Origin of the sequence: Micromonospora sp. NPDC049175 (assembly GCF_043197345.1) — a bacterium.
Taxonomy (GTDB): domain Bacteria; phylum Actinomycetota; class Actinomycetes; order Mycobacteriales; family Micromonosporaceae; genus Micromonospora.
In genome coordinates this window covers 376504-398783 of the sequence record NZ_JBICSY010000003.1, presented here as the reverse complement: position 1 = coordinate 398783, position 22280 = coordinate 376504, and the positions used below count along the sequence as shown (strand labels likewise).

General features: G+C 72.9%; 16 protein-coding genes and 1 pseudogene. 9 read left to right on the top strand and 8 right to left on the bottom strand.

The genetic code is table 11. The features are described from left to right. Positions 1–5 precede the first annotated feature (5 nt). Both ACGFH8_RS15655 and ACGFH8_RS15650 read right to left on the bottom strand, forming a co-directional pair. On the bottom strand, positions 6–1130 hold the full coding sequence (locus ACGFH8_RS15655; protein WP_393367490.1) for an NAD-dependent epimerase/dehydratase family protein: 1125 nt from the start codon (positions 1128–1130) through the stop codon (positions 6–8). Next, complete coding sequence (locus ACGFH8_RS15650; protein WP_393367488.1) at positions 1124–2164, bottom strand: polysaccharide biosynthesis protein; 1041 nt, start codon at positions 2162–2164, stop codon at positions 1124–1126. The genes ACGFH8_RS15655 and ACGFH8_RS15650 overlap by 7 nt, the downstream gene beginning before the upstream one ends. A gap of 264 nt (positions 2165–2428) precedes the next feature. Between ACGFH8_RS15650 and ACGFH8_RS15645 the strand changes: the two genes are divergently transcribed. Beyond that, positions 2429–3817, top strand: coding sequence for an O-antigen ligase family protein (locus ACGFH8_RS15645; protein WP_393367487.1), 1389 nt, complete (start codon positions 2429–2431; stop codon positions 3815–3817). A 6-nt stretch (positions 3818–3823) separates the two neighbouring features. Here the strand turns inward: ACGFH8_RS15645 and ACGFH8_RS15640 are convergent, their stop codons facing one another. Genes ACGFH8_RS15640 through ACGFH8_RS15630 form a run of 3 tightly spaced genes read right to left on the bottom strand, consistent with a single transcriptional unit; the run spans position 3824 to position 7585 of the window. Continuing rightward, on the bottom strand, positions 3824–5236 hold the full coding sequence (locus tag ACGFH8_RS15640; protein WP_393367485.1) for a glycosyl transferase family 1: 1413 nt from the start codon (positions 5234–5236) through the stop codon (positions 3824–3826). Beyond that, the gene (locus ACGFH8_RS15635) at positions 5226–6632 is read right to left on the bottom strand and encodes a lipopolysaccharide biosynthesis protein (protein ID WP_393367483.1); all 1407 of its coding nucleotides are present in this window, start codon (positions 6630–6632) and stop codon (positions 5226–5228) included. Before ACGFH8_RS15635 ends, ACGFH8_RS15640 begins: the two co-directional genes overlap by 11 nt. A gap of 8 nt (positions 6633–6640) precedes the next feature. Further along, entirely contained in the window at positions 6641–7585 is a 945-nt protein-coding gene (locus ACGFH8_RS15630; RefSeq protein WP_393367482.1) for an NAD-dependent epimerase/dehydratase family protein, read from the bottom strand. Between the two features lie 208 nt (positions 7586–7793). On the opposite strand from ACGFH8_RS15630, the gene ACGFH8_RS15625 reads away from it, so the two are divergent. Next, on the top strand, positions 7794–9029 hold the full coding sequence (locus ACGFH8_RS15625) for a glycosyltransferase family 4 protein (protein ID WP_393367480.1): 1236 nt from the start codon (positions 7794–7796) through the stop codon (positions 9027–9029). Here ACGFH8_RS15625 and ACGFH8_RS15620 read toward each other — a convergent pair. Together ACGFH8_RS15620 and ACGFH8_RS15615 are read right to left on the bottom strand one after the other, a co-directional pair. Beyond that, positions 8945–10267, bottom strand: coding sequence for a glycosyltransferase (locus ACGFH8_RS15620; protein WP_393367478.1), 1323 nt, complete (start codon positions 10265–10267; stop codon positions 8945–8947). The genes ACGFH8_RS15625 and ACGFH8_RS15620 overlap by 85 nt on opposite strands. 2 nt (positions 10268–10269) lie before the next feature. Continuing rightward, entirely contained in the window at positions 10270–11346 is a 1077-nt protein-coding gene (locus ACGFH8_RS15615; protein ID WP_393367477.1) for a glycosyltransferase family 4 protein, read from the bottom strand. A gap of 242 nt (positions 11347–11588) precedes the next feature. On the opposite strand from ACGFH8_RS15615, the pseudogene ACGFH8_RS15610 reads away from it, so the two are divergent. Next, positions 11589–12650 (top strand): annotated as a pseudogene (locus ACGFH8_RS15610) (glycosyltransferase); the annotation flags it as partial. Between the two features lie 20 nt (positions 12651–12670). Here ACGFH8_RS15610 and ACGFH8_RS15605 read toward each other — a convergent pair. Beyond that, positions 12671–13369, bottom strand: coding sequence for an acyltransferase (locus tag ACGFH8_RS15605; protein WP_393367475.1), 699 nt, complete (start codon positions 13367–13369; stop codon positions 12671–12673). 148 nt (positions 13370–13517) lie between these two features. Here ACGFH8_RS15605 and ACGFH8_RS15600 point away from each other — a divergent pair, with 148 nt between their 5' ends. The 6 genes from ACGFH8_RS15600 (at position 13518) to ACGFH8_RS15575 (ending at position 22248) form a co-directional block, all read left to right on the top strand. Beyond that, positions 13518–14600 (top strand): hypothetical protein, encoded by a 1083-nt coding sequence (locus ACGFH8_RS15600; protein ID WP_393367473.1) that lies wholly within the window; start codon positions 13518–13520, stop codon positions 14598–14600. Positions 14601–14937: 337 nt separating this feature from the next. After that, positions 14938–16086: a DegT/DnrJ/EryC1/StrS family aminotransferase gene (locus ACGFH8_RS15595; protein WP_393367471.1), complete on the top strand. Its 1149-nt coding sequence runs from the start codon at positions 14938–14940 to the stop codon at positions 16084–16086. Positions 16087–16234: 148 nt separating this feature from the next. After that, entirely contained in the window at positions 16235–18109 is a 1875-nt protein-coding gene (locus ACGFH8_RS15590) for a polysaccharide biosynthesis protein (RefSeq protein ID WP_393367469.1), read from the top strand. Positions 18110–18248: 139 nt separating this feature from the next. Next, positions 18249–19667 (top strand): lipopolysaccharide biosynthesis protein, encoded by a 1419-nt coding sequence (locus tag ACGFH8_RS15585; protein ID WP_393367467.1) that lies wholly within the window; start codon positions 18249–18251, stop codon positions 19665–19667. Continuing rightward, positions 19664–21034: a glycosyl transferase family 1 gene (locus tag ACGFH8_RS15580; RefSeq protein WP_393367465.1), complete on the top strand. Its 1371-nt coding sequence runs from the start codon at positions 19664–19666 to the stop codon at positions 21032–21034. The genes ACGFH8_RS15585 and ACGFH8_RS15580 overlap by 4 nt, the downstream gene beginning before the upstream one ends. A gap of 20 nt (positions 21035–21054) precedes the next feature. Then, the gene (locus ACGFH8_RS15575; RefSeq protein ID WP_393367463.1) at positions 21055–22248 is read left to right on the top strand and encodes a glycosyltransferase; all 1194 of its coding nucleotides are present in this window, start codon (positions 21055–21057) and stop codon (positions 22246–22248) included. Positions 22249–22280: the final 32 nt, after the last annotated feature.

Below are 22280 nucleotides of genomic sequence, written 5' to 3'. Positions count from 1 at the left end.
GTCACTCACCGGGCGCCCACCGGCACCAGGTGTTCGTCGCCGACCGGCTCCGGCCACGTGTCGGGCCGTTCCGGGTCGAACAGCTCGTTGGTCCAGAAGAGGGTGAGCAGCTCGTCCGGGCCGGTGTTGGTGATGTTGTGCGCCCACATGGTCGGCATGTCGACGACCACGGGTTGGTCACCGCGCACCGGAAAACGGACGACGTCGGTGTCGCCGACGCGGCGCAGGCTGATCTCCGCGGTGCCGCGCAGCACCACGAACCGCTCCACCTTGGCCAGGTGGAAGTGCTCGCCCCGGGTGATCCCCGGTCGGGTGGTGGAGCAGAACGTCTGCCCCGCTCCTCCGTGCGCCTTGACCGTCTCGACGAGCGCCCCGCGGGCGTCGGCGCGGCTGGGCAGGGCCAACGGGTAGTGCGCCGGGAAGCAGTGTGACCGGTAGGTGTTGAACAGCCGCACGTCGTGCCTGTCGCGCAGCGGCGGGATCTCGCCGGTGCGGTAGATGCCGGCGTACGAGGCGAGTTGGTCGGCGAGGTCACGGACCCCGATCCGCAGTGCCGGCAGCGCCGGGTCCCAGGAGCCGCCCGCGGCGACGCCGACCAGTCGGGCGGCGGCGTCGGTGACGTGCACCAGGTCCAGCTGTCGGTCGGCGTGCACCTCCGGCTGGCCGCCCTCGGCGAGGACCCGGCAGAAGGTGGCGACGGCCGAGTTGTACCAGGGTCGGCCGTGCTCGCCGTACAGGTTGGGCAGCAGCAGGTCGTCCAGGGGCACGCCGGTCTCGGCGAGGATGCCGGCGGCGGTGGCCTTGGCGTCGCCGTAGGGGGTGCCGTTGCCGGCCTGCACCGAGTTGGCGAAGACCACCTGGGCGGGCGGGTCCGGGCAGGCCCGCAGGCCGTTGGCGAGTTGGGCGGCGAGGTGGACGTTTCCGGCGGCCACGTCGGCGGGCTCACCCCGGTTGACCCCGGCCAGGTGCAGCACCCGGTCCACCCCGGCGATCCTGCGGGCGACCACCGCCGGGTCGGCCAGATCGGTACGGGTCAGCACGACAGGTTCGGGCCAGCCGAGCGCGCGCAGCAGGACCCGCACGTGCCAGCCGAGGAAACCGCCCGCGCCGGTGACGGCGAGGCTCAGCACGCCAGCACCGGGTCCCGCAGCGCCAGCTCCGCCCGGATCTCCGGCAGCGACCTGAGCAGCCGCACCACATCGGGTACGCCGAGACGGGTGGCGTTCGCCGAGTTGAAGTCCTCGCCGGGCCGTTCGCCCAGCTCGCCCTCGGAGACGTAGAGCGCGTAGTTGAGGTCCCGCGCGTCCAACGGCACCCGGTAGAAGTCCCCGAAGTCGTCGGCCTGGGCCAGCTCCTCCCGGCTCGCGAGGGTCTCGTGTGACTTCTCGCTGTGTCGTACGCCGATGATGTCCAGCTTGAACGGCACGTCGAACAGCTGGCAGACGGCTTCGGCGAGGTCGCTGATCGTGCAGGCGGCGGCCTTGCGGATGAACACGTCACCGGGGCGGGCGTGGTGGAAGGCGTGCTCGACCAGGTCGACCGAGTCGGCGAGCGACATCAGGAAGCGGGTCATGGCCGGGTCGGTGACGGTGGGCGCGCGGCCGGCCTTGATCTGCTCGATGAAGAGCGGGATCACCGAGCCGCGCGAGTACATCACGTTGCCGTACCGGACGCAGGACACGGTGGTGGCGCTGTTCGGGTTGTTGCGGGCGTACGCCTGGGCGACCTTCTCCATCAGCGCCTTGCTCATGCCCATCGCGTTGACCGGGTAGACGGCCTTGTCGGTGCTGAGCACGACGACCGAGCTGACGCCGTTGTGGGCGGCGGCCTCGACCACGTTGCCGCTGCCGAGGATGTTGGTGCGGACCGCCTCCAGGGGGAAGAACTCGCAGGACGGCACCTGCTTGAGCGCCGCCGCGTGGAAGACGAAGTCGACGCCCCGCGTGGCCCGCAGCACCGTGTCGATGTCCCGGACGTCGCCGACGTGGTAGCGCACCCGCCCGTCCCCGATGGACCGCCGCATGGCGTCCTGCTTGGCCTCGTCCCGGCTGAGGATCCGCACCTCGGCGACGTCCCGGTCGAGCAGTCGTCGGGCCATGGTCTGTCCGAAGGATCCGGTCCCACCGGTGATCAGCACCCGGCGGCCCGCGGTCTTCACGCTCATTGGTTCTCCCGTTCGTCACCCGACGGGCGGGTTTCACCCGTCGACCCGGCGCGGCACAGCGCTGCGCGCTGTGGCGCGGGCGCCGGTCTCCGGCGGTCAGGCGGAAGCCCGCCGGATGCGGCACCCGGGTCAACGAGAGGCCCCAGCAGCAGATACGTGTTTGGGCGGCAAACGGGCCAAACGAGCTATAGGGCACTCGGAAAACATGTCGGCGTATGCAGTGATTTGGCCACTTCGTACCTCTGCACCTGGTAGAACGGTTCCGTGCCTCGCCGAGCCTGTCCAGACGGGCGCGAGGCGCACACGTTGGCCGACGCGCCACCGCGACACCACCCGACCCACGCCCTGCGACACCACCACACCGCTGGCGCACGGCTGGTGCCCGCCCCGTTGGCCCCACCCGGACGGCGACCCGCGGCGCCGCCCGGCCCCTCGCCCGTCGCGCCCACCGGCAGCCTGCCCGCCGTGCTGGTCCTGTGTGTCGCCGCCTACCTGGTGGCCCGCCCACCGTGGTGGTCGTTCAACTACGTGGCGATCCTCGCCGTGCTGGCCGTCGTGCTGACCGGCCGGTTGCCCCGGCTACGGCCGGTCGACACCGTCGCGCTGCTCACCGCTGGCTGGGCTGTCGCCAGCCTGCTCTGGACCAGCCACGCCGACATCACCGGGCCCGCCGCCTACCGCTACGCCTCGGTCAGCCTGCTCTTCGTGGCCTGCCGACACGTCGTCCGGGGCCGCCGGGACGTGCTGCTGGTCGGCTGGACCTTCCTGCTCGGCTGCGCGGTGGTCGCCGTCGAGGTGGCCACCGGCGCCCGCGCCCAGGGACAGGTGCTGCTCTTCGCCGAGCGCTACGGCATCGACGGCCGGGAGGTGAACGGCACCGCGTACACCCTGGCCGCCGGGGTGGTGCTGGCCCTGGTGCTCGCCGCGGCCGGCGCGCACCGGCCGGTGCTGCGCCTCGCGCCGCTGGCCCTGGCCGTGCTGCTCGGGTACGGCGTGCTGCTCACCGGCTCGCGCGGCGCGGCGATCGGCATCATGGCTGGTCTCGGCGGCGCGCTGGCCGCCCGCGTGGCGCCCCGACTGACCGGGGTCACCGTCGCCGGGCTCGCCGCCGCGCTCGTCGTCCTGGTGCCGTTCGGGCTGGCACCCCGGGCCGAGCTGCTCTGGCTCGACAACCTGTACGGACGCCCCACCGGCGACATCTCCGGGCGACTGTCGATCTGGCCCTACGCGCTGTCGACCTGGTCGGAGTCACCGCTCAACGGATCCGGCGCGGGGGTCTTCATCAGCACCAACCCGTACGAGATCGGGCCGCACAACCTGCTGCTCACCGTCGGCAACGACCTGGGGCTGGTCGGCGTGCTGCTCTACTTCGGCGCGATGGCCGCGGCGCTCGTCGGCACGGCCCGTACCGGCCGAGCCGGGCTGCTGCTGGCCTGCGCGTTCACAGGCGTCATGCTGCCGATCTGGCTGACCGGCCAGTGGGAGACGTCGCTCGCCTTCTGGCTGGTGCTGGCACTGGTCACCGTCCTGCCGGGGATCTGGGGTCCGCCGGCGGCGCCCCGGCACGCCCGCGCCCGCCGCCAGCGCCCGGAGCCGGTCGCGCCGCCCGGCACCAGCGTCGGCGGCACGGTCCAGGCCAGCCGCTACCGCTGACGCGCGTCAGTCGGCGTCCGCGTCCGCGAGCGCCCCGGCCCGGGGCGCCGGTGGGCGGTTCGTCGGACGGGTCGCCGCCTCCCGCAGCACCTCGGCGAAGCGGGCCGCCACCTGGTCGGCGCGGTGGTGCCGCACCGCGTACGCCAGCCCGCGAGAGCCGAGCCGAGCCCGTAGCCCGGCGTCGGCGCAGAGCGGGGTGAGCGCGCCCACCAGCGCCGCCGGGTCGTCGTCGCCGACCACCGCGCCGGCGTCGGCCGCCGCCAGGTGCGCCATCGAGGCCAGTTCGGCCGGGCCGAACCCGAGGATCGGACGGCCGGACGCCAGGTACTGCGGGATCTTGGTGGACAGCGAGTAGCGGGTGTAGCGGCGGTGCTCGGCGGCGAACGACTCGACGTGCACCAACACGTCGGCACGGCGCAGCGCACCGGCGACCTCGGCGCTGGCCAAGGATCGACCCAGGCGCACCGCGGGCAGCCCGGTGAACGCGCCGGCGTACCGCGCGAGGTCGGTCGCCGGGGCGTGCACGGTCAGCCGGGCGGGCGTCCCCTGGGCCGCCAACCGAACGACGGCCTCGCCGACGCGGCGCAGCGAGCGCCACCGGTCCAGGTGCAACCCGCCCACGTAGACCAGCTCGACCGGAGCGCCCGCCGGGCGGTCCGGCGCGGGCCGGTCGGGGTCGGCGAAGTCGGCGGCGTCCACGCAGTTGCCGAAGGCGGCGAACGGCAACCGGTAGCGGCGTTCGAACTCCCGCGCCATCGCCGGGCTGATCCCCATGCCGTAGGAGGCGTGCCGCAGGACGTCCCGGAAGCCGGCACGGACGGCGAGCCGGGGCAGCCCCAGCACCTGACCGCCGGCGTAGAGCGTGGTCGGCCAGTCGTCCATGAAGTGCGGCACCAGGGGCACCCGGCACTCCTGCGCGGCGGCGACGGCGAGGCGCATCATCCGGATGCTGCCGAGCGTGGTGTAGATGACGTCCGGCCGCTGCTCCCGCAGCCACCGGCGGACGTCTTCGGGCACGCGGACCGGGCTGAGGTCGACGAAGGCACGGAGCTGGGTGCGCAGCCGGGCACGCACCGGGCCGGGCCCGGGATCGCGCGCCGGGCCGGTCGCACCGGGCGCACCTGCCGAACCGGGCACACCTGGCGAACCGGCCGCGCCGCGCACCACGGCCCGCACCGGCCGGCGGACGCGTTCCCACTGCCGGAACAGGTGGTACTCCACCGGGGCGTTGCGCGGCGCGAACCGGGCGAACGTGCCGACGGCGTCCGGGCCCGGGGCGCGGTCCTCGGCGTAGAGCTGGGCGAGCCGCTCGGACGGCCAGCCGGTGAACAGGTTCGACAGGGTGATGCCGGTGCCGGTGGAGCGGTCGAACACGGCCGCGCTCACCACCAGCACGCGGGGATACTCGTCAGCGCGCACGTTCGGACACCACTTCTCCCTCGACGGCCGGGCCGCGGTGCAGACGCAGCGTCCGGCGATATCCGTACAGCGCCGCCGGCACGACGGTCAGCGCGTAACCGGCGGCGCCGACCCAGGGCACGGCGGCGACGGCGATCCGGTCGGCCGCGTACCACTTGCCGAGCACCGACAGCACCAGGAACGCGCCCCAGCCGAGCAACTGCGGGACGAGGACGCCGCCGGCGTTCTGCACCATGAACCGTGGCGAGAGCGCCGACTGCAGCAGCCACCAGACGCCCAGCCCGGCCAGCAGCCACCTGTCGCCGCCCATCGGCACCGGCAGCCAGGCCGCGAAGAGCCACTCACCGAAGGCGACGACCACGGCGGCCGGCAGGCCGGCGGCGAGCACCGACAACACGGTCATCCGGCGGGTGGTACGGCGGACCCAGTCCACCTGGCCCTGGGCCAACGCCTCGCCGTTGGCCGGCCACAGTGGCACGTTGACCAGGACGACGAGCTGGCCGAGTTGGGACAGCAGCTTCGCGGGCACCACGTATCCGGCGACGGCGGACAGGCCGAGCGCGTGCGCGATGATCAGCGTGTCGGCGTTCGTGGCGAACGAGATGACCACGGTCAGCACGAAGAACAGCCCACTGAGCCGGGTCAGCTCCCGGGCGGCGCGGGCCTGTACGGCCCTCGGCGTGGGTCGGATCCGCGGCTCCTGACGGCCGAAGAACCAGAGCGTGTTGAGCAGGTTGACGAGCAGCGGCGCGGCCACCGACAGGGCGACCACCAGGATCGGTGACCAGTCGGCCCAGACCACGCCGAGCACCGCGCCGAGCGCGGCCACACTGCCCGCGGTCTGCCAGACGTTGCTCCGGCCGACCTGCTGGTAGGCGTACTGGACGCGGGTGATCAGGCTGAGTGGGACGTTGAGCGCGAACGCGGTGAGACAGATCAGCGAGATCATCCGGGTCTGCTCCGGGCTGACCTGACCCGTCACGTTGAACAGCGCCGACCAGGGCACGGCTCCGGCGAAGATCCAGAGCAGGGCGGTGAGGGTGAGCGCGAGCCCCGACAGGGTCAGGTACGCGCTGGAGATGTAGCGACGGGCCCGCGCGGTGTCGCCGTGCGCGTAGCAGGGGGCGAGCTTCGTCATCAGCCCGCTGCCCAGCCCCAGGTCGGCGAAGGCCGCCATGCCGGCGAGCGCGGCCACCGCCATCCACAGGCCGTACAGGTCGTTGCCGAAGTAGGGCAGCGTCACCGGCACCAGGACGATCGGCACGACGAGCCCCACCGCCCGGCTGAGCAGCGCCGTCGCGACCCCGGAGAGCAGCCGGCGACCCCGGTCGGGGTGGCGACGGTGCGCGCCCGGTGGACGGGCGCGCGTGGTCCGCTCGACGACCCCGGACGTCATCGACGGCCCTACTGACTCGCGAGCGCGTGACCCGCCATCCAGGACACCGTGCGCTCCAGGCCGGTGCGCAACGGCACCGGTCGCACCCCGGGGAACAGCTCCCGCAGGCGGGTGCAGTCGGCCTGCGAGTCCCGCACGTCGCCCGGGCGTGGCGCCTCGTGCACGACCGGCAGCGGCCGGCCCATGATGTCCTCCAACTCGGCGATCAGGTCGAGTAGGGAGATCCGCGCGCCGAAGGCCAGGTTCACCACGTCGGTGGTGGACACCCGACGGACGATGGCGTCGACGATCACCGAGGTGACACTGCCGACGAACGTGAAGTCGCGGGCCTGCCGCCCGTCGCCGTGCACGCGGAGCGGCTCGCCGGCGAGCGCGGCGGTGACGAAGCGGGGCAGCACCGCGGCGTACGCGTGGTGCGCGGCCTGCCGGGGGCCGTAGACGTTGAAGAAGCGGAACGGCAGCACGCCCATGTCGTAGCAGGCGGCGTAGGCGACCGCGTACGCCTCGGCGGCCAACTTGGAGACCGCGTACGGGGAGACCGGGATGGGGCGCAGCTCCTCCTGGCGGGGCAGCACCGGGTTCGCGCCGTAGACCGACGACGAGGACGCGAGGATCACCTGCGGGACGTGGTGCCGGCGAGCGGCCTCCAGCACCATCAGCGTCCCGGTGGCGTTGGCGTGGTGGCTGGGCAGCGGCCGGTCGATGGAGCGCGGCACGGAGCCGAGGGCGCCCAGGTGCACCACGGTGGCCGCGCCGGTGAACGTCTCGTCCAGCAGGTCCGGGTCGAGCACGGTGCCCCGGTGCAGCCGGACGGGCTGGTCGTGCAGGTTGTCCAGCAGGCCGGTGGAGAGGTCGTCGACGACCACGACGTCGGTCACCTGGGGTGTCTTGTCGAGCGCCCGTACCAGGTTGGCGCCGATGAACCCGGCGCCACCTGTCACGACTACCTTCAACGCGTCTCCCCGTTCGGTTCGGCCCGGGCGACCGGCGGTGCGATGCCCGCCCGGCAGTGGCAGCGGTCGCACTGCGGCCACGTGTGTGACAACGAGCGCTGTTCGCACAAGTCACGCGAATCGGACGCCTCCACGCGTGTCCTTCATTCCCTTCCGCCAGTTGTCTGCCCAGGTGGGACGAGTTGACGTCGACGGGAGTGCCGGGCACATGCGAATCGGACTGATCAGTCAGTGGTATCCGCCGGAGAGCGCCTTCGTGCCTGGTCAACTGGCCACGGAGCTGGCCCGACGCGGCCACGAGGTGCGGGTGCTGACCACCTTTCCGAGCCTGCCGCTGGGGCGGACCTACCCGGGCTGGCGGCAGCGCTGGAACCACCGGGCCACCGATCGCGGGGTGACCGTTCGCCGGGTGCCCGCGTACCCGAGTCACGACCGTTCCGGCCTGCGCCGGGCGGCGAGCTATCTCTCCTTCGCCACCACCAGCACCCTGGCGGCCCCGCGTCACCTGCGCGGCGTCGACGCGCTCTACGTCTACCACCCGCCACCCACCGCGTACGCCGCCGCCGGTCTGCTGCGGCTGCTGCGTGGCGTCCCGACGGTGCTGCACGTGCAGGACCTGTGGCCGGAGTCGGTGACGGCGTCCGGGATGGCCCCACCGGGGCTGGCCGGGCGGGCCATGGAACGGGTCCTGGTCGGCACGATGCGCCGGATCTACCGCGCCTGCGCCGGCATCGCGGTGATCGCGCCCGCCATGGCGGAGCAGGTGATCGAGCGGGGTGTCGACCCGGACGCGGTGCGGACGGTGTTCAACTGGACCGACGAGGCGCTGTTCCGGCCGGTGCCCGGCACCGACTCGGCGCGGGCGACGATCGGGCACCGGGGGCGGGTGACGGTGATGTTCGCCGGCAACCTGGGTGTGTTGCAGGGCGTCGACGTCGCCATCCGCGCGGCCGCGGCGGCGCCGGACGCGGTGGACCTGGTCTTCGTCGGCACCGGGCTGGGCGCGGAACAGGCCCGTCGGCTCGCCGACGAGCTGGGCGCGGACAACGTGCGGTTCGTCGGTCGCCGCCCGGCCGCCGAGATGGCCGAGCTGTACGCCGCCGCCGACTACCAGTTGGTCATGCTGCGCGACCTGCCGTGGCTGCGCGGGACGGTGCCCTCGAAGTTGCAGGCCGCGCTGGCCTGCGGCGCGCCGGTGCTGATGTCGGCCGACGGCGACGCCGCCCGGTTGGTCAGCGCGGGCGAGGCGGGCCTGGTCTGCCCGCCGGACGACTGGCGGGCGTTGGCCGACCAGTTCACCGCCGCGGCCCAGGTGTCGCCCGAGCAGCGGGCGGCGATGGGCCGGCGGGGTCGTCAGCTCTACCTGGACCGGATGTCGTTGCGGGTCGGCGTCGACCAGATCGAGGACCTGCTCAGCAAGGCCGCGGCGCGCGGCCGGGGTTGAGGGGCCTGCCCGTCGGGCGGCCCGACCAGGCCGGCGAGGAAGTCGCGCACGCGGCGCCCCTGTGCGCCCGGGTTACGCGTCTCCCGCACGAAGCGGGCCCCGCCGGCGCCCAGCGCCCGGGCCTCGTCCGTGGGCAGGGCCAACACCCGACCCACGGCGGTACGCAGCCCGTCGGCGGTGTCCGGCTCGGCGAAGGACAGCCACGGCGCGTAGTCCCCGGGAATGCCGGGCAGTCGGGTGCTCACCACCGGCACCCCGGCGGCGAGGTACTCGATGATCTTCGACGGGAAGGACCAGCGGACGAAGTCCTGCTCCACCGGGCGCGGGTTCACCAGCACGGCCGCTCGGGCCAGCCGGGGCAGCAACTCCGCCCGGGGCAGCAGCGCCGGGGGCACGATGCGCCGATCCAGGGCGGCCTGGTCGCGCAGCCAACCCGCCAGCTCACCCCGGCCGTACACACACAGCCGCAGGTCGTTCCCGGGCAGCCCGCGGAACGCCTCGACCAGCCGGTCGACGCCGTAGGCGCGGCTCAGGCCCCCCGCGTACACGATGTCCCTGGTCGGACCGGGCGGACCCGGCGGCGGCACCACCGGTAGCTCCGGCGGGTCGGCGGAACAGATGCCCTCCAGCACCAACCGGGGCCGGCCGGGCGCGAAGTCCTCGGCGAGCGCGGCGGTCAGCGCGATCACCCCCGAGCAGCGGGCGAGGGCGGCCCGGACCAGCGCGACGTCGAGCCCGCGCAGCAGCCGGACCAGCCGACCGTCGGTGGGCAGCGCGACACCCGGCGGGTCGGTGAGCACCGGCACCACGTGGACGCCGCGGCTGCGGGCCCGCAGCACACCGAACCAGAGGAACGGCGAGTGCACGCCGTGCACCAGCAGCACCTCGGCGTCCCGCTCGCGCAGCGCCCGACCGCCGGTACGCCAGGCGGCCACGAACCGGGTGAGGTGCTTGAGGCCGAGCAGGTTGACGAACGCCAGCAGCTGCCCGTCCACGTCGTCCTGTCGGAACCGCCCCGCACGGAAGCGGACCTGCCTGTTGCCCGGCCAGGTGGACACCGGCGCCGCGGAGAGCAGGTGCACCGGACAGTCGGCGGCCCGCAGGCTCCGCACCAGGCCCCACGCGAAGGTGTGCGTCTGGGTGGGCATGATGGTGTCCCGGGCGGTGATCTCGGCGAGCACGTCGTCCGGCACCGTGAAGCCCAGCAGGGTGACTCGCGGGCCGGGTCGCTGCGCCACCGTCACTCCCCGAGGATCTGCCGGTAGACCCGGTCCAGGCGACCGAGCATGACGTCGAGGCTGTAGTCCTCGGCCACCACCTTGCGACCCAGCTCCCCCAGGTGGCGCCGCTCGGCGGGGTCGTCCAGCAGCGGCGTCAGCGCCGCGGCCAGGGCATCCGGGTCACCGGCCGGCACCAGCCGGCCGCCGCCGGAGCGCAGCACCTCGACGTTGCCGCCCACCGCCGAGGCGACCACCGGCAGCCCGTACGCCATCGCCTCCAGCAGCGCGTTGGAGAGGTTCTCGTGCCGGGTCGGGAAGACGAAGAGATCCGCCGCGGCGAGCAGGTCGGGGACGTCGAGACGGTTGCCGAGCAGGCGCACCTCGACCTGGCCGGCGTCGGCCAGCGCGGCGGCGATCCCGTCCCGGTCGGGCCCGTCGCCGGCGACCAGCACCACCCGGCGGGTGGCCGACGGCGGCAGCCGGCGCAGCGCGTCGGCGAGGACGTCGTACCCCTTCTCCCAGGTCAGCCGGGACACCGCGATCATCGCCACGTCGTCGGGGCGCAGGCCCAGCTCGGCGCGGACCCGGTCCCGGGCGGCGCGCGGACGGGCGGGCAGCGGAACGCCGTTGGGGATCACCCCGACGAACTTCGCGCCCAGGCCGCCCAGGAAGTCCCGGCCGGCGGCGTACGCGCAGACGGTGCCGACGTGGGTGGCCAGCCGCAGCGTCACGGGCTCGGCCCCGTGCACGAGCAGTCGTCGCCGCCAGGGGCGACCCGGCTGACGCAGGTCACGTACGGTGCCGTGCACGGTGACCAGGACCCGCGGGCAGCCGGCGAGGCGGGCGGCGAGGACGCCGTGGAAGCCCTCGTTCTGCAAGCCCCGGACGTGCACCAGATCCGGGCGGACCCGTCGCAGCAGCCGCACCCACTCCCGCAGCAGCGGCACGTTCAGACTGCCGTTGCCGGCGTGCTGGTGCATCCGGACGAACTCGTAGCTGTCGGCCAGGGGCGAGGCGAGCACCCGCCGCACGGCGGTCAGCGGGCCGTTGGCGCCGGGAGCGCCCGCCGAGTGCTGCACCACCACCGGTCGGCTCACGACGGGACTCCGGCCGACGCCTGGCGACGCCCGGTGTCGCGCACGGCTGCACGCTGCATGTCTCCCCATTTCGACGGCCGCCTAGACTAAGCAGTCATAGTGGCACAAATAACCTAAAATTCCTCAGGGGGTAGACCGTGGGCGAGCCCACCACCGGCACGGACCTGATCCCCGCCCTACGGCCCAGCGCGGGGCCAGCGGTGTTGGCGCTGGCCGCGTACCGGTTTCCGCACGGTGACGCGATGTCCAACCGGCTTCTGCACCTGGCCCGGTCGGCCACCCCGCCGGGCGGAGTGACACTCGTGGTCAACGACTGGCCGGACGACGGGTCGCGCCCACCGAGCGCGGTGGACCTGCCCCCCGACGTCCGCCTGATCACGCTGCCCCGACGCCGGCTGGGCGGCGGGGTGCTGGGCCGCTGGTCGCACAGGCGCGCCCGCCCGCTGCGGGTGCTGGCCGCGCTGCGCCGCGCGGGCGTCCGTCCGGGCGAGCTGGCGGGCGTCCACCTGCCGCTCGGGCTGTGGGACCTCACGACCTGGGCGGTGCTGCGAGTGGCGGTGCGGTGCCCGGTGACAGTGGACGTGCTGGAGCGGCACGACCGGGCACAGTTTCCCCGAGGCTGGCGGACGCCGTACTTCCTCCGGCACCGCTGGGCGTCCTTCTGGGCCGGACGACTCGCCGACCAGTTCATCGTCATCTCCGAGCTGCTGGAGCGGCACTTCGTGCGCCTGGGCCGGCCGACCCTCGTGGTGCCGCCCCAGGTCGACCCCGCCGACTACGCCGACCCCGCACCGGCCTCGCTCGGCGACGGGCTCCGACTGCTCTACGCCGGGTCGGCCGGCGCGAAGGACCAGTTGGCCGTGGTGCTGGAGGGCATCCGCCTCCTCGCGCCCGCCGAGCGTGCCCGGGTACGCCTGGTGATCGCCGGGATCAGCCGGGAGCAGGCCGGCAGGCTCTCCGACCTGGGGGAGGCCTGGTCGGCCGACCTCGACGACCAGGTGAGCTTCCTCGGCCGGGTGCCGCGCGAGGCGGTGCTCGCCGAGTTGCGCCGGGCGCACTTCTCCGTGCTGGTCCGCCCGTCGGCCGGGTACGCGCAGGCGGGCTTCCCCTCCAAGGTGCCGGAGAGCCTCGCCGCCGGCTGCCCGGTGCTGCTCAACCTCACGAGCGATCTGCGGCGCTACCTCGTGGACGGTCGCGAGGGCATCCTGCTCGACGGCTCGGCAGCCGAGGATGTCCGGCGCGGCATCGAGCGGGCGCTGCGTCTCGACGACGCGGCCTGGCGGGCGATGAGCCGCGCGGCCCGGGAGCGGGCCCACTGTTTCGACTATCGCGGCTGGACGCCCGTGGTCAGCGACTTCGTCACGGGCGTCGGACGCGGCTCGGGCGCCGGCAGCTCGGCGAGGCCGGCCATCTCGGCGGCGGTCAGCCGACGGTCGACCGGGTAGAGCTGCCGCTCGTGGGCCTGGATGGTCTCCACCGGCCACCGCAGCCGGATCACCCGGGCCGGGTTGCCGGCGGTCACCGCGTACGGCGGCACCGACCGGGTGACCACCGCACCGGCGCCGATCACGGCGCCCCGGCCGATGGTCACCCCGTGCAGGATCACCGCCCGGGTGCCCACCCACACGTCGTCGCCGATGGTCACGCCCCGGTCGTGGCTGTCGTCGCCGGCCTCCTTCTCGACCGCGATCATCGGTACGCCGACCTGCTCGATGCGGTGGTTGCCACCCCGGATCGTCACCTCGGGGCCGAACATCACGTTGTCACCGATGCGGATCCGACTCCGGGCCGCCACCAGGATCGGCCGGTATCCGAGGTCCACGTTGTCGCCGACCTCGATCGACTCGCAGGTGTACACACCGTTCGGGTCGAACGTGAAGTTGTCTCCGCGGGCCGCGAACCGGCCGGCGAGCGCAAGACCCCGGATCGCCCGACGGGCCCGCGCCCCCGTGCACAGGAGACGGTCGAGTGCCCCGATCACCGGGCCGAGCAGCGTTCCAGGTTGGTCACGGCGGACGCGCATCAGACCCCCACCCGCTCGGGCACCACACGCATGTCGCCCCCGCATCTCCGCCGTTTGTCCAGGTCGGTACCGGGGCCGATGGTATCCTCATCAACCTCCACAATAGGTGCGTAACGCTCGAAAGCTGCGTAGGCGCAGAGAGTCCGAGATGACCAGAATCCTGATCCTGACCGACTACCGCGGCACGTTCTACTCCACCGCCCGCACCCAGCACGGGCTGTGCACGATGGACGTCGACCGGATCACCGCGTACCTCGCCGGCGCCGGCCTCGCGCCGGAGGTCATCCGCCTCGCGGACCTGGACCTGAGCGACGATCTGCGCGGTGTCCCGGTGCTCTACACCTCCTCGGAGGATCGCGGGCTGTCCTACAAGAGTTGGATCGAGGACCTGGTGCTGGCGTTGGAGACCCGCGGCGCCCAGGTCCTTCCGGGCCACCGCTACCTGCGCGCGCACCACAACAAGGTGATGATGGAGGCGCTGCGCACCCACCTCTTCCCCGCGGACGCCCGGCGCCTGGGCACCCGCTCCTTCGGCACCTACGAGGAACTCGCCGAGGCGACCCTGGACGGGCCATGGCCGAAGGTGCTCAAGTCCGCCTACGGCGCCGGCTCCCAGTTCGTGGCCCGCGCCGCCAACCGAACGGAACTGCTGCGCGCCGCCCGCACCCTCAGCCGCACCCACGACCACGCGGAGTCCGTTCGCGAGCACGGCAGACGGCTGCTTCGCCGCGCCCACCACCCACGCTCGCTGCACCGACAGAAGTTCCTGGTGCAGGCGCTGATTCCGGGACTGACCGGCGACTTCAAGGTGCTGAAGATGGGCGGTCGCTACTACACCCTCTACCGCCGTAACCGGCCCGGCGACTTCCGGGCCAGCGGCAGCGGCGACTTCGACTTCCAGGACATGGCCGGCGTCGACCGCGACGCGCTGCTGGACTACGCCGAGCAGGTCTGCGACGTCCTCGGCACCCCGCTCGCGTCGCTGGACATCGGCCACAGCGGCGACCGCTTCCACCTGATCGAGTTCCAGTGCCTGCACTTCGGCACCGTCACCGCGGAGAGGTCGACCGGCTACCACGTCCGGACGGGCGCGGCGTGGCAGTACGTCGACGAGGAGTGCGACATCGAGGCGGTGTTCTGCGCGGCCATCGTCGGCCACCTTCGACGCCCCGGGCCCGCACTGCCGGCGCAGCCGACCCGATCGGCCACCTCGCGGCCGTCGACCCACTGACGTCGAGCGCGCCCACTCGGTGACCTGAGCGGCGGCACAACCCCCCACCGAAGGGGCCACCCCTCCCCTCGCCCGACCGGCCAGTCTTCCCCTCGCCCGACCGGCCGTTGCGACGCTCGCGGCTCGCGCCGCCGACCGCGGGGCCGCAGAAGGCAGCCGAGCTGGCCGTGTCCGACTGCGGGTTTTGGGGTTGATCGGGGGAATGCGGGTTGAGTGTCACCAATCAGGGTCGTCATCCGATTTCTGCCCCGATGGGCCGCTCACCCGGCGTTGTCCCCGACGCCGTTGGAGGTCAGATCGTGCCCATGCCTGGTGGTCCCTCGACCGGCGGTGCCCGATGAGCGACACGGTGTACCTGTCGCCACCCGACATCGGGCCACTCGAGGAGTCGTACCTGATCGCCGCCCTGCGCTCGGGCTGGGTCGCGCCCGTCGGCCCGGACCTGGAGGCGTTCGAGCGGGACGTCGCCGCCCGGGTCGGCACCGAGGGCGCCGTGGCCGTCAACTCGGGGACGGCGGCTCTGCACCTCGCCCTGCTCGGTGTCGGTGTCGGCCCCGGCGACGTGGTCATCGTGCCCACGCTCACCTTCGTCGCCACCGCCAACGCGGCCCGCTACATCGGGGCGCGGCCGGTCTTTGTCGACTGCGATCCCCGCACCGGCAACGTGGACGTCGCCCTCGTCGACGAGGCGCTGCGACGGCTGCGCGCGCGCGGCGAGCGGGTCGGCGCGGTCGTTCCCGTCGACATGTTCGGCAGCTGCGCCGACTACCGGGCACTGATCCCGGTCTGTGCCGACGCCGACGTCCCGGTGGTGGAGGACGCCGCGGAGGCCCTCGGCGCCCGCCACGGCGGACAGGCCGCCGGCTCCTTCGGGCGCGCCGGCGTGCTCTCCTTCAACGGCAACAAGATCATGACCACCTCCGGCGGCGGGATGCTGGTGTCCGACGACGCCGCGCTCCTCACCCGGGCCCGCCACCTCGCGACCCAGGCCCGCGAACCCGCGCGGCACTACGAGCACCGCGAGACGGGTTACAACTACCGGCTCAGCAACCTGCTCGCGGCGCTCGGCCGGGCCCAGTTGCTGCGGCTGGACGCGATGATCGCCCGCCGTCGACACCTGCGCGACCTCTACGCCAAGCTCTTCGCCCCGGTGCCGGGTGTCCGGCTGCTCGGCGCGGAGGACGGCGAGTCCAACTGTTGGCTCACCGTCCTCACCGTCGAGCCGAAGCGGTGCGGCTGGCGGGCCGACGACCTGGCGGACCACCTGGCCGAGCGCGACATCGAGACCCGGCCGGTGTGGAAGCCCATGCACCTGCAGCCCATGCACGACGGCGCGGAGAGCCTGCTCACCGGCGCGGCGGAGCGACTGTTCACTGACGGGCTCACGCTGCCCAGCGGAAGCGCCCTCACCGAGCCGCAGATCGCCCGGGTGTCCGGCGCGATCGAGGAGTTCCTGAGCCGCCGGACGGGAGCCGGCCCGGTGTGACGACCGGGTGGCGCGGGAGGCGATCGGTGCACAAATCTCCCATAAACCGCCTAAAAATATGAGACTGCCTGTAACAAGGACAAAGGGCGTTAAGTCCCTTCTGCCGTACGCGGCGGAAGCGGTCGCAGACGGGTCAGGGAGCCAGCACATGTCGCAGGAGACCGAGCACACGGAGCACGCGGACCGCTCGACACGGCGGGCCCGGGCCCGTCGCCGCACCGCAGGCTTCCTCGCCACCGACACCACCGCCTGGGTCAGCGGCTTCGCCGCGGCCGTCTGGACCCGGTTCGAGTTCGACCTCCCGGCGGGCCAACTGGGCCGGGCCGCGGCGATCGGCCTGCTCGCCGCGGTCGTGCACGTGGCCGTGGCGGCGGTCCGCCGGCTCTACTCCGGACGACACCCGCTGGGCAGCCTGCAGGAGGTTCAGGGCGTCGCCGGCACCGCCATCTCGACGGCGGCCATCGTGCTGATCGGCCTGCTGTCCTCCGGTGAACGGCCGGTACCGGCGAGCACCCCGCTGGTCGGCGGCGCCCTCGCCCTGCTGCTGATGCTCGGCGCCCGGTTCGCGTACCGGCACCGCCGGGACCTCTCCATGCGCCCCGACGTGCGGTCGTCGACACCCGTGCTGCTGTTCGGGATGGGCAACGCCGGGCAGGAGCTGCTGCGGGCGATGGTCGGCGACCCGCGCGGCCGGTACCTGCCGGTGGGCGCCCTCGACGACGATCCCGACAAGCGCGACCTGCGCATCCGGCGGGTACGGGTGCTCGGCGGGCGGGACGACGTCGACGCCGCGGTCCGCCGCACCGGCGCGAAGGCGGTCATCTTCTCGGTGGCCAACGCCGACGCGGCGCTGATCCGGCAGATCCGCGAGGCCACGCTCACCGCGGGAGCGGTGTTCAAGGTGCTGCCCCCCGTGCGGGACCTGGTCGACCACCGGATCACCGTCACCGACGTCCGGGACGTGCAGATCGGCGATCTGCTCGGCCGCCGCCAGGTGATCGGTGACCTCCCGCTGAACACGAACAGCCTGACCGGGCGGCGGGTCCTGGTCACCGGCGCCGGCGGGTCGATCGGCTCGGAGCTCTGCCGGCAGGTGATGAAGGCCGACCCGGGTGAGCTGATGATGCTGGACCGGGACGAGTCGGCCCTGCACGGCCTGCAGATGTCGCTCGCCGGCCGAGCCCTGCTGGACAGCCCCGAGCTGATCCTCGCCGACCTGCGCGACGACGAGGGTCTCCGCCGGATCATCCGGGAACGCCGTCCGGAGATCATCCTGCACGCGGCGGCGCTCAAGCACCTGACCCTCTTGCAGCGGTACCCCGGCGAGGCGGTCAAGACGAACGTGTGGGGCACCCTGTCGGTGCTGGACGCCTGCCAGGACGTGGCCAAGTTCGTCAACATCTCCACCGACAAGGCGGCCGACCCGATCAGCGTGCTCGGGTACTCCAAGCGGATCACCGAGCGACTGACCGCGCACGCCGCGTCCCGGTTTCCGGGGACCTTCCTCAGCGTCCGCTTCGGCAACGTGCTCAGCAGTCGCGGCTCGGTGGTGACGGCCTTCCAGCGCCAGATCGAGGATGCCAAGCCGCTGACCGTCACCCACCCGGACGTCACCCGCTACCTGATGACCGTGCAGGAGGCGGTCCACCTGGTGCTCCAGGCCGCCGAGATCGGCCGGGACGGGGAGGCGCTGGTGCTGGACATGGGTGAGCCGGTCCGCATCGCCGACCTGGCCCGGCAGATGGCCGAGCAGGCGTCCAGCCAGGTGCCGATCGTCTACACCGGCCTGCGTCCCGGCGAGAAGCTGCACGAGGACCTGTTCGGCGCCGGCGAGGTCGACACCCGGCCGTTCCACCCGCTGGTGTCCCACGTGGCCGTGCCGGGGCTCGACCCGATGGAGGTGAGCGGGCTCGACCCGTACGACGACGCGGCGAAGATCGCCGAGCACCTGGCGCTGCTCTGCGCCCAACCGATCGACCCGACGGTGGGCGGCCCGGTGGGCGTACCCCTGCAGTCCCGGTGACCGGCGGGCGCGGACGGTGGCCGGGAGCCGCACCCAAATCCCCTCACCGGCAGTTATGACCGTGAGGAACCCCAACGCGAGGCCGCGTCGCGGCAGCCGCCTCCCTCCGGCGTTCGCCGCAGACCGACAGGACCGAGAGATGCGGACCCGGGACGGCAGGTCTCAGCGGTACGAGCCGCTGCACGCCGCATCGCCCAGGCCGCGGCACGCGGTGCAGACCGTCGCGCGACCCGCGCCGGCGCCCCCCGCTCCCCCGGGCCCGAAACGCGGTCGTCGACTGCTGTCCTGGATCGCCACCGCCGCGCTGAGCCGGGTGGTAAGCGCTCTCGTGCCACTCGTCCTCCTCCCCGTGACCCTGTCCTACCTGGGCACCGACCTGTACGGACTGTGGGCCGCGGTGCTGGCCGTCACCGGGATGGTGGCCTTCGCGGACCTGGGCGTCGGTCTCGGGCTCATGACGAGGCTCGCGCCCTGTCGGGTCGACGGCGACTCGGACGCGGCCCGACGGTACGTCTCCAGCGCCTACGCGGCGGTCTGCGGGGTGGCGCTGCCGACGTGTGGCCTGCTCTGGCTGTTCGGTGGGTTCATCCCGTGGCCGCTGCTCTTCAACGCGACCGGGGCGGCGGCGCGCGACGCCCACCTCGTCGCCCTGGTGTGCCTGACCGCGTTCCTGCTCAACATCCCGCTGTCGCTCATCGCCCGCGTCCAGTACGCGTATCAGCAGGTGGCGGCCAGCAATGTCTGGCAGGCGACGGCGAGCGCACTCTCCCTCCCACTCGCGCTCGGCGCGGTGTACGCGAAGCTGCCCCCGATCGCGGTGATCGCCAGCATCGCGATCGGCCCGTTGCTCGTCAACATCGTCAACACGGTGTGGACGTTCGGCTGGCGCCTGCCGCAGCTGAGGCCCCGGCCGAGATACGTCGACGGCCGGGGGGTCCGGGAGCTGTTCGGCCTGGGCGGCCTCTTCTTCCTGGTCACGCTGATCATGGTCCTGGCGGACAACGCCGACCCACTGCTCATCGCACACGTGCTGGGTCTCGCCAGCGTCACCGCGTACGCGGTGCCGGCCCGACTGTTCAACCAGCTCGGCGCGCTCGTGACACTTGTCAACCAACCCTTGTGGCCGATGCACGGTGAGGCCCTGGCGCGTGGCGACCTCGACTGGATCCGCCGAACCGTGCGTCGGATGACGATCGTGTCGACGCTCATCGCCGTCGGGCCGTCGACGATCCTGGTGCTGTTCGGCGAGCAACTCCTCGCCGCCTGGCTGCCGATCTCGATCGGAAACCGGTCACTCCTGCTGGGCCTCGCCTGCTGGTGGATCGTGCTGGCCGCGATCTCGCCCCGGTTCATGGTGCAGAACGCGGCCGGAGTCGTCCGCCCCCAGTTGTGCGGCTATCTGCTGTACCTACCACTGTCGATCGTCGGAAAACTGCTCGGAGTGCACTGGTGGGGAGTGGCCGCGGCGCCCTACGTCGCCGTTGTCGTCTACACCGTGACTGTTGTCCCGGCGGCCATCGTCGGCTACCGGCGGGCGCTGAGAATACGGACCACGTGAGAGAGGTGGACGCACCGATGGTGTTGGACGAGGAATTCCCGCGGGTGCTGGTGGTGAGCCACACGCCCTTCAGCCGGGTCAGCGGCACCGCCATGACCCTGTCGAACCTCTTCTCCGGCTGGCCCAAGGACCGCCTCGCCCAGGTGCACACCGGAAACATTCCGCCGACCACGGAGGTGTGCGAGAACTTCTTCCACTTCCCGCCGCGAGACCACTACCTGCCGATCCAGTACTACGCCATGCGGATGTCGGGCTGGAACGGTCGCACGCCCCTGCAACAGAGCCGGCCGATCGCCGCCGTACACGCCGCGGCGGAGAGCCGTCCCACCATGGCCAAGATCTACGCACAACTGCGCGCGACGGCCGATCTCAGCCCGATCCGCGTTCCCCCGACGCTGATCGAGTGGATGCGCGGTTTCCGGCCGGACGTCGTCTACTCGATGCTCGGCAGCGTGCGGCTGACGAGGATCACGGCGCTCGCGGCGCGTACCTGCGGCGTCCCGGTCGTGCCGCACTTCACCGACGACTGGCCGGCGACCCTGTACGACAACGGTGAGCTGTTCGGCCGGGCCGACCGCTCCGTCCAGGAGACGATCGCGAGGCTCATCCGCCTGGCCCCGCTGGGCATGGTCATCAGTCAGCCGATGGCCCAGGAGTACGCCCGGCGATACGGCGTCCCGTTCAGCCCGTTCGCCAACTGCGTCGACGAGACCTTCTTCGCCCCGCCCCGCGGCGAGGCGGAGCAGCGGGAGACGACCGAGCTGGTCTACGTCGGCGCCCTGCACCTCAACCGCTGGGAGTCGCTGCGCGACATCGGCGCCGCGCTGGAGGGCCTGGCCGCGGCCGGTCTGCCCGTCCGGCTGACCATCCACGCACCGGAGCAGGACCTCACCCGGTACGCGCGCCACTTCGCCCCCCTGGCGCGGGTGCGGCTCGGGCCGTCGCTGAGCAGCGACGAGGTGCCCGCCGCGCTGCACGGCGCGGACGTCCTCGTCCACATCGAGTCCTTCGACGAGGAGATCCGCCGCTACACCCGCTACTCGGTCTCGACGAAGATCCCCCAGTACCTCGCCTCGGGCCGTCCGATCCTCGGCTACGGGCCGGCCGAGGTGGCGTCGATGCACCACATCCAGGAGGCCGACGCGGGCGTGATCATCGGCACCGACGACACCGCGGCGCTGGTCCGGGGCCTGACCGACCTCTGCCGGGACGCGGCCCTGCGGGAGCGGCTCGCCCGCAACGGGACCGCCTTCGCACGGCGGGAGCACGCCAAGGAGAACGTGGCCGCGCGGTTCGCCGCCACGCTGGGCTCGGCGGCGCGCACCGGATCCTCCACGGCCGGGGCCGCCGGCCGCCAACTGACCTAGGAGCGAGTCGAGGTGCTGCGATGAGACGTACCGGATGGGTCGCCTGTGTGGGTCCGTTCCTGTTCCCGTGGGGTGAGGCGGGGTCCCGACGGGTCTACGGCCTGGTGGCGTCGTTGGCCGCCGCCGGCTACGACGTGGTGGTCGCCAGCGGTGGTCCGGAGCCGCTCAGCCGCACGGCGCTGCCGGGCGTCGACGGACCGGGCTCGGTCTCCCACCTCGGTCTCGCGGAGCGGCCGTCGCCGGAGGCGGGGCCGCTGGGCAGTTCGGTGCAGACGCTGGTGCGCTGGGGTCAGCGGACGGCCCGGTGGCTCGACGCCCAGCCGACCAAGCCGTCCCACGTGCTGGTGCACGGCGGCCAGGCCCAGTACATGTTCCACCTCCAGCGCTGGTGTCGCCGGCACCGGGTGCCGCTGATCGTCGACGTCGTCGACTGGTTCAACGGCCGCCACGTCCGCGGCGGCTACCTCGGCCCCCTGCATGTCAGCATGAAGCTGGCCCTGCGCCACTACTACCCGCGGTGCGACGGCATCATCGTGATCAGCTCCTACCTGGAAGACCACTACCGTGGCAGCGGTAGACCCATCCTGCGGGTGCCGCCCACTCTCGACGTCAAGAGCCTGACGCCGGAGGCCCGACAGACCGCGGGCGACTCGCCTCCGCTCACGCTCGCCTACGCGGGCAATCCGCACGGGAACAAGAAGGATCTCCTGGGTACCGTCATCGAGGCGGTGGGCAACGTCCAGCGCGACGGCGCGAGTGTCGAGCTACGCGTCTACGGCCCGACGCGGGACGAGGTGGGCCGCCTCTTCGGCGGTCGGCCGCTGCCGGACGGTGTGCGGTGCCTGGGTCGGCTACCGCAGGCCGAGGTGTCGAACGCCCTCCAGGGCGCGGATTTCACAGTCCTCGTCCGCAGGCCGGAGCGGGCGGCGGACGCGGGCTTCTCGACGAAGTTCTGCGAGAGTCTCGCCAGCGGCACACCGGTGATCGCCAACCTCACCAGCGACCTGGGCAGATATCTGCGCCCCCACCGTGAGGGCCTGGTCTGCCGGGACCACTCGGTCGCCGAGGTCACCGGGGCGTTCCGCGCTGCGGCGGGGCTCAGCCCCGCGCAGCGCAGCGACATGCGCCAGGCCGCGCGCAGCCAGGCGCTCGAATCGTTCGACTACCGGGCGTACGCGGAGCCGCTCGGCAGGTTCTTCCGGCAGTGGGGCTGACGGCCCGCCCGTGCCGGCGGCATCCGCAGCAG

What these genes read in the sequence shown, in the direction of transcription:
- ACGFH8_RS15650 (WP_393367488.1), bottom strand. Translation starts at nt 2,164, where the DNA reads ATGAGCGTGAAGACCGCGGGCCGCCGGGTGCTGATCACCGGTGGGACC.
- ACGFH8_RS15635 (WP_393367483.1), bottom strand. Translation starts at nt 6,632, where the DNA reads ATGACGTCCGGGGTCGTCGAGCGGACCACGCGCGCCCGTCCACCGGGC.
- ACGFH8_RS15625 (WP_393367480.1), top strand. Translation starts at nt 7,794, where the DNA reads ATGCGAATCGGACTGATCAGTCAGTGGTATCCGCCGGAGAGCGCCTTC.
- ACGFH8_RS15605 (WP_393367475.1), bottom strand. Translation starts at nt 13,369, where the DNA reads ATGCGCGTCCGCCGTGACCAACCTGGAACGCTGCTCGGCCCGGTGATC.
- ACGFH8_RS15600 (WP_393367473.1), top strand. Translation starts at nt 13,518, where the DNA reads ATGACCAGAATCCTGATCCTGACCGACTACCGCGGCACGTTCTACTCC.
- ACGFH8_RS15595 (WP_393367471.1), top strand. Translation starts at nt 14,938, where the DNA reads ATGAGCGACACGGTGTACCTGTCGCCACCCGACATCGGGCCACTCGAG.
- ACGFH8_RS15590 (WP_393367469.1), top strand. Translation starts at nt 16,235, where the DNA reads ATGTCGCAGGAGACCGAGCACACGGAGCACGCGGACCGCTCGACACGG.
- ACGFH8_RS15585 (WP_393367467.1), top strand. Translation starts at nt 18,249, where the DNA reads ATGCGGACCCGGGACGGCAGGTCTCAGCGGTACGAGCCGCTGCACGCC.
- ACGFH8_RS15575 (WP_393367463.1), top strand. Translation starts at nt 21,055, where the DNA reads ATGAGACGTACCGGATGGGTCGCCTGTGTGGGTCCGTTCCTGTTCCCG.